The 6,240-nt window shown below is 60.9% G+C and carries 4 protein-coding genes; all 4 read right to left on the bottom strand.

Features of this window, described 5'->3' with window-relative positions; genetic code table 11:
- Positions 1-2,096 precede the first annotated feature (2,096 nt).
- A complete protein-coding gene (locus tag BGIM_RS0143560) occupies positions 2,097-4,454 on the bottom strand; it encodes a recombinase family protein (RefSeq protein WP_020475873.1) in 2,358 nt (785 codons plus the stop codon).
- On the bottom strand, positions 4,451-4,960 hold the full coding sequence (locus BGIM_RS64185) for a hypothetical protein (RefSeq protein ID WP_157369877.1): 510 nt from the start codon (positions 4,958-4,960) through the stop codon (positions 4,451-4,453). Before BGIM_RS64185 ends, BGIM_RS0143560 begins: the two co-directional genes overlap by 4 nt.
- Before the next feature lie 59 nt (positions 4,961-5,019).
- On the bottom strand, positions 5,020-5,514 hold the full coding sequence (locus BGIM_RS0143550) for a hypothetical protein (RefSeq protein ID WP_020475871.1): 495 nt from the start codon (positions 5,512-5,514) through the stop codon (positions 5,020-5,022).
- Positions 5,515-5,913: 399 nt separating this feature from the next.
- Positions 5,914-6,240 (bottom strand): transposase (locus BGIM_RS55695; protein WP_020475870.1); only part of this gene is annotated, 327 nt, incomplete at its 5' end.

Raw genomic sequence — 6,240 nt, 5'->3', positions numbered from 1 at the left:
GGCCGGGTCGAGGGCGAACACCTCCAGCGCGTCCGGCTGATCGAGGACGAAGCAGACGGCCTCCGGGAACCGCCGCGCAGGGTCGGTCGGCAGAGCGAACAGCCGCGACAGCCGCTCGGCCACTGCGTCGCCCAGCCGACTTCGCCAACCCGAGACGACGGCTCCCATCCCCTTCGCGCCTCCGCCGCCGAACGCCAAAGTTCAGTTGCCGGCGCCGGAGTACCTGCACTCCTGTCACCGCGACGGAGGTCGCCGGTCAACTGCAACGACTTGTTCGGCCCGAAACCTTGTTCCCTCGTCCGGCGACCATCACCGGGCGAAGTGTTTTGTCGTTCACCCTTCACGACCCGCTTCGCCCATCGGCACGAATGACTGCGCCCACTGCCCCAACCCGGTGACTCGCACTTCCTGAACCCATGCACATGCTGCCGAACGCCTAAGCTCAGCAGCCGCGGCAGCCTCCGAAGCTGATGGCTCTGGCAAACCGTGCACGGCTGCCGCGGTCGGCTGCAGCGCCTTGTTAGGCGCCACGACTATCCCAGGCCATGCTCGGCTTCGAATACCAGCAATGACCACAAAGGTTCCGGCTCCGGCGGAAGGTCTACGGGCAGCGCACCGAGCGAAGCCAATTCCGCCCGCATCTGAGCCACTCGTGCAAGTTGGGCTGCCTCCGATGACAGTCCGACTACCTGCGTCCGGTAGCATTTCCATGCTTCCGCGATCCGCCGAAACGAACCGGCATCCCTACCAGCCCAAACACATTCGCTCTCCCCGATCACACGAAAGTAGACCTGTTGGTCCTTACCTACTATGAATTCGTAAGCAGGTCCACCGTAGTAGGAGCCGCGGGCAACCACATTGCCATCTGGCGGATCAAGAACGTTGATCTCCACCGATACGTCTCCTCCGCCGCCTAACGCCCAAGTTCAGTTGCCGGCGCCGGAGTACCTGCACTCCTGTCACCGCGACAGCGGTCGCCGGTCAACTGCAACGACTTGTTCGGCCCGAAACCCTGTTCCCTTCGTCCGGCGACCATCACCGGACGAAGTGTTTTGTCGTTCACCATTCTCAACCCGCTTCACCCATCGGCACCGACGACTTTACCCCGATACCCGACCAACCGGCTGGCGCTTTCCGAATCCGCGCCCATGCTGCCGAACGCCAAAGTTCAGTTGCCGGCGCCGGAAAACCTCCGGCCATTTCACAATGACGGAAGTCGCCGGTCAACTGCAACGACTTGTTCGGCCGGAAACCTTGTTCTCTCCACCGGCGACCGTCACCGGGCGAAGCGCTTTGTCTTTCGCCCTTCTCAACCCGCTTCCGCCATCGACCCGAGCCACTTCACCCATCGGAACCGTCGCCCCATTGCCGAACGCCCAAGTTCAGTTGCCGGCGCCGGAGTACCCCCGGCCACTTCACCGCGACATGGGTCGCCGGTCAACTGCAACGACTTGTTCGGCCTAATACCCCGTTCTCTTCCCCGGCGACTGTCGCCGGGCGAAGTGGTTGGTCTTTCACTCTTCTCGACACGCTTCGCCCATCGGCACAGACGACTTTACCCGATACCCGACCAACCGACTTGCACTTTCCGAATCCGCGGCCATGTTGCCGAACGCCAAAACTCAGCCGCCGGGACGCGACGGCTCAGACCCATGTCACAACGACTGAGGCCCCCGGTCACCTGCAACGCCTTGTTCGGCTTCTGCGAACCCGCCGAATATGCACCACGGCTCGCCGTCTCTGATGACATCCAAGTCGTCGCCCCGCAGCCACAGACCGACTTCCGTCCCCGCAGATACCGATTGTGGTGGGGTGCGGTGGAAGCCGCAAGCCACTTCTGCGACTATTGCGGTTCGTTTAATCCCGCCAAACTGAAGCATGACCACTTGGCCGACTTGAACATCACCGCCAGTCAGTTTCCCGTATACCGCCGGGGGGCGGCCGCGTGTGCGTGTCACACCATCAATGGTCATCAGCGATTGCACGTCCGATGCCCTCCACCGCCGAACGCCAAAGTTCAGGGGCCGGCGCGAAGGCGACTCCGACCTGCTAACCGGGACAGAGGTCGCCGGTCACCTGCAACGCTTTGTTCGGCACTAAATGACTGGCCAGATGACCGCCCGGCCGGTGCGGGCATTAACCTTCACCAGAGCATAATCCGGCTGACAACCTCGCAATAGATCACATTGGAAGAACACAAGCCAGTCCCGGCCATCTTCATCCATTTCGCACGCGGCGACCCACAGCACCGTGCTGCCGCGTTCACAAGCAACCGCCTCGGAATCGGCGACTTGCTTGCCGCCACGTTTGGTGATGAGGCGACTGGCACGGGTGACGGCGCACTCACGGGTGACTTGCCTCCCTCGCGCCCGGCGATTCAGCCAGCCCCACATCCGACTCTCCTCCGCTTGCCGAACGACCCAACTCAGCCGCCGGGGCGAGACGACCCAAACCAATTTGACAACGGCTGAGGTCCCCGGTCGGCTGCAGTGCCTTGTGACACGTTGCACGTTTGCTGACCCTTTAACATTCTGCCCAGCATCAGAATCTTCCGGGGCAACGCGCTCCGGAACAGCAGTGACTGGCTCGCCGGCCGCCATCATCCTCCTGATGATGGCCCGGTCCGTCGGTCCTGTGTACATCGTGACTGGTGGCGGAGTCGAACCGAAGGTCACTATCCCACCCGCCGGGACGTTGAACGTCCGTCGCCCGCGCACGACCTCCGAGAATCGGAGGTAAAGTTTGGCGTTTGTTTTGTTGAAAACGTCGCCCGCCACCGACCAGTTTGCCTCCCCGGCGACCACCGACTCCGTCAGACGATCAAGCGCCTTCAGTGCGAGCCCGACTTCTTGTCCGGGATTGGTTTGTCCGACGGACGGCCGATAAGCGGCAATTTGTTGCTCCAAGCGTGCTTCTTTGTCCTTTAATTCCCCAAAGACTTTGGCGACGGCCGCGTGAGCCTCCGGCGACTCGGCATAGGCAAGATTTTGCCCGACCAGCGACAGCTTCTTCCGGACAGCCGCGAGTTCGGCTTTGTCCGCCTCAAACTGACTTTTCACCGGATCTTCGGCTTGGGAACCTGCCGCCAATTCCAGCAGGCGAGCCTTGAGTTTGGCCTGCGCGGAAGGATTTAACAACCGTTGGCGGAGGCAGCCGAACACAAAACACGTCGCCAACTCGCCGGGGACCATATTGTGACGGCAGCACTTCGCTTCGGAATTTTGATAGAGGCCGCAGCCGTAACACCATTTTTTTCGCTTGGCATAGCGGTACATGGGCCAGCCGCAGTTCATATCGAAGATACGGCCTCCGAGAGGGTTGACCACCTGTCCGCGGGTTCTCGCCTTTCCTTTCAAATGGCGGCCGCGTTCTTCGATCACGGCCCGAATCCGATCCATTTTCTCCCGAGTCATCACCGCCTCCGACTTGGCCGGCGTACGGATGCGCTGGTCTTCCGGATTGATAATTATCCTCGCTGTTCCGTCGGAACGGAAGTCCGTTTCATCAAGCAACCGCGGGCCGTCCTTGGTAAGCCGGACTTGGTCACCCTCCGAACGCTTGCCGTATTCCCACACGCCAATGAGCAACGAGTGCGTCGCGATGTTACGGACGGTGTTCTGGGTCCACTGTCCGCTTGTCTCGACCCTCGCACCGTTGACCGACCGCGTCCGGCCGGCCTTCGGGGAGGGAATCCCCTCGGCGTTCAACATCTTGGCAATCCGCGACGCGGGAATCGTTTCAATCAAATCCAAGATTCTCCGGACCACGGCCATTTCCTCGGACGCCGTCGGGAGCCAGACAACGTGGTGGCCGGGTCGCTTTACAATCTCGGGACCGATTTCCCTCACCAAGACTCCCTCATTGGAGCACAGCCACCGTCGAAAACCATAGGGCGGCTCCCCGCCGATGGAGAAACCCGTCTCCGCCAGTTCGATCTTGGCGTGGGTCAGTTTCAACGCCAGATTGCGGCGAAATTTCCCGGACTCCTCGTATTCGATCATGCTGACTATTTGGTCGGCCACCGGGATCCGCTGTCCCTGGGCGATCGCGGGCATGACTTTGTCCATGAACACGATCGTCACCCCCGCCTTCCGGAGTTTGGTTTCGATCTGCATGGCGTCCAGCGGATTGTCCGGACGGGCGAGCCGCTCGCGATTTCTGACAAACAGATATTTCGCCGCCGGGTCGGTCATGAGCCGGCGCTGAAGGGCGTCAAAAGCGGGGCGGCTGAGATGATTTCCCGAGATCCCGTAGTCGAGGTAAAGATCGTCCCGCACCGAGAGGCCGTTGGCAATCATGTCACTGATCGCCGCCGCAGTGCCGGAGAAGGAAACGCCAAGGGTCTCGGCCTCTTTGCGGGCCCATTCGACGTACTGCGGGGCGGCCAGTTCCGAATGGCCCTCGGAATCGCGATGATAGAACAGCCCCCGCCCTTTGTGCGATGTGCCGATCATAATGGTGTGTCCCCTTTCACCGGCGGGATGTCGTGCCGGAAGGTCCATAAGAGTTGAGCAAAGGTTTCGACGAGCAGATCCTCGTCAATGACGTCCAAAAGGATGTCCGCCCCGAGTTCCGGCCTTGCCGTCCACGCGCACCCGGTGACCGCCAAATCGAAAACGACCTTTGCAAAGTCCCCGGCCACGCTCAGGGCCGACGGGTCACCGACCGCCGCCGTGAGGTAGTTGATGACATGCCACAGAACCGCGGCGGCAGACGGGAGCCGGGCCTCGCGACTGATCGACAGCCCTGACGCCTCCCATCGCCGCAACCGGACGAAGGCCGCCAAGTCAAGCAGCATGCCGGGCGGGAAGTGAGCCGTCTCTCCTGGCAAGGGCGTCAGACCGGCAACCGTGAGCAGCTGAATGACTTCGTCGGCATCCCGTTCCGCCTCGTCGGACACGAACCGGATCAATTCCGGCGGATGCTCCGATATCATTTCGGGCGACAGTTCGGCGACCATCCTGGCTTCCTCCGCAAAAAACATGCTGACCCACAGATTGTCTGGTTGTCCGGGCAAAATCATTCGAGACGGTCTGGATGCCGGGCTTGGACCGCCCGAGCCAGTTCGTCCAATTCGACGGCCACCAACACGGTTGGCGTGTAATCATCACGTGTCGCCAACACCGACGACAATGACATCCAGCGGGTGTCAAACACGCCCCCGATACTGCGGTCACGGGGAGCGTGAACCCGTGCGTATTTGGCGTCACCTATCTCAAGCCGCCCGGCCGACATGTGAAATACCCTCGACAGGTGGGGAACAGGCGTGGTTTCCGGGGGACCGCCCGGGCGGCAGGCGGCCGCCAAGGCGGACGTCACCAATTTGCGGCTCAGGCCGGAGTCGAGCAACCGGGCGGCCAAAGCGATGGCGAACCCCTCCAAGTTCGTGAAGGTTCTCGCGACACCGTGTCCGGCCTGGATTCCCCTCAACCCGGGCAGAACACGATGGTCTGAGATGTACCGCAGTTTGCGGACCGGCAGGCCTGTGCGTTTGGCAAGTTCGGCCATATCCATGACGACACCGGTTATCCAGATTGGGCAATCAAAGTTTATCATTTGGCTTTGGGCCCGTCAAACGCAGAAATCCAGAAATGACGTTTGCCACTCTCAAATCGAAAGGCGTTCATGGTGCGCGTCGTTGGCGGTGCTGACCATAATGCGTGCCGCTCAGACGACCAATCAAATGAAATTCCTAAAGGCTATTTGGATACCTCAAGAATTATGACGCATTTGAGCCGATTATTTAGTGGTGCATCCGCCAAGTTAACGCACAGATGGCGGGGCGGGGGGATCGGCAAAATCGATGCGGCCAGTGTCGCCGATGGCACTGCCGTCCGGCCGGTATCTCCACCCCGCTATCTGTGTGTTAACTTGGCGGATGCACCACTTAGAGTCTGTCCGGAAAGATACCCCTTATTTTATCGCGTATTTAAAAGGATGAGAGGGTTTCGGCTGCAGCCGATTCAACAGATGTTGAATGCCTCGAACCCGGACCATTGACTCGCTGGAATCGGCCCGCCTTTCGTAGTCCTTGCTCAGCCGCCTCGCCCGGCCGAGCCACGCAAACGTCCGCTCGACCACCCACCGTTTCGGCAACAGCACAAAACCCTTCACCCCGGCCGGACGACTGACAATCTCCAGACGCCACCCGTCCGGATACATCTGGGCGATGGCGTCATGCAGGGCATGGTTATGGTATTTCGTGTCGGCCCACACCAACTCCAAATCCGGGCAGCGTTC

It is taken from the genome of Zavarzinella formosa DSM 19928 (assembly GCF_000255705.1).
GTDB lineage: Bacteria > Planctomycetota > Planctomycetia > Gemmatales > Gemmataceae > Zavarzinella > Zavarzinella formosa.
Note: the sequence above shows the minus strand (reverse complement) of the source record. Positions and strands in the feature narration are given on the sequence as shown.

What these genes read in the sequence shown, in the direction of transcription:
- BGIM_RS0143560 (WP_020475873.1), bottom strand. Translation starts at nt 4,454, where the DNA reads ATGATCGGCACATCGCACAAAGGGCGGGGGCTGTTCTATCATCGCGAT.
- BGIM_RS64185 (WP_157369877.1), bottom strand. Translation starts at nt 4,960, where the DNA reads ATGGTCGCCGAACTGTCGCCCGAAATGATATCGGAGCATCCGCCGGAA.
- BGIM_RS0143550 (WP_020475871.1), bottom strand. Translation starts at nt 5,514, where the DNA reads ATGGATATGGCCGAACTTGCCAAACGCACAGGCCTGCCGGTCCGCAAA.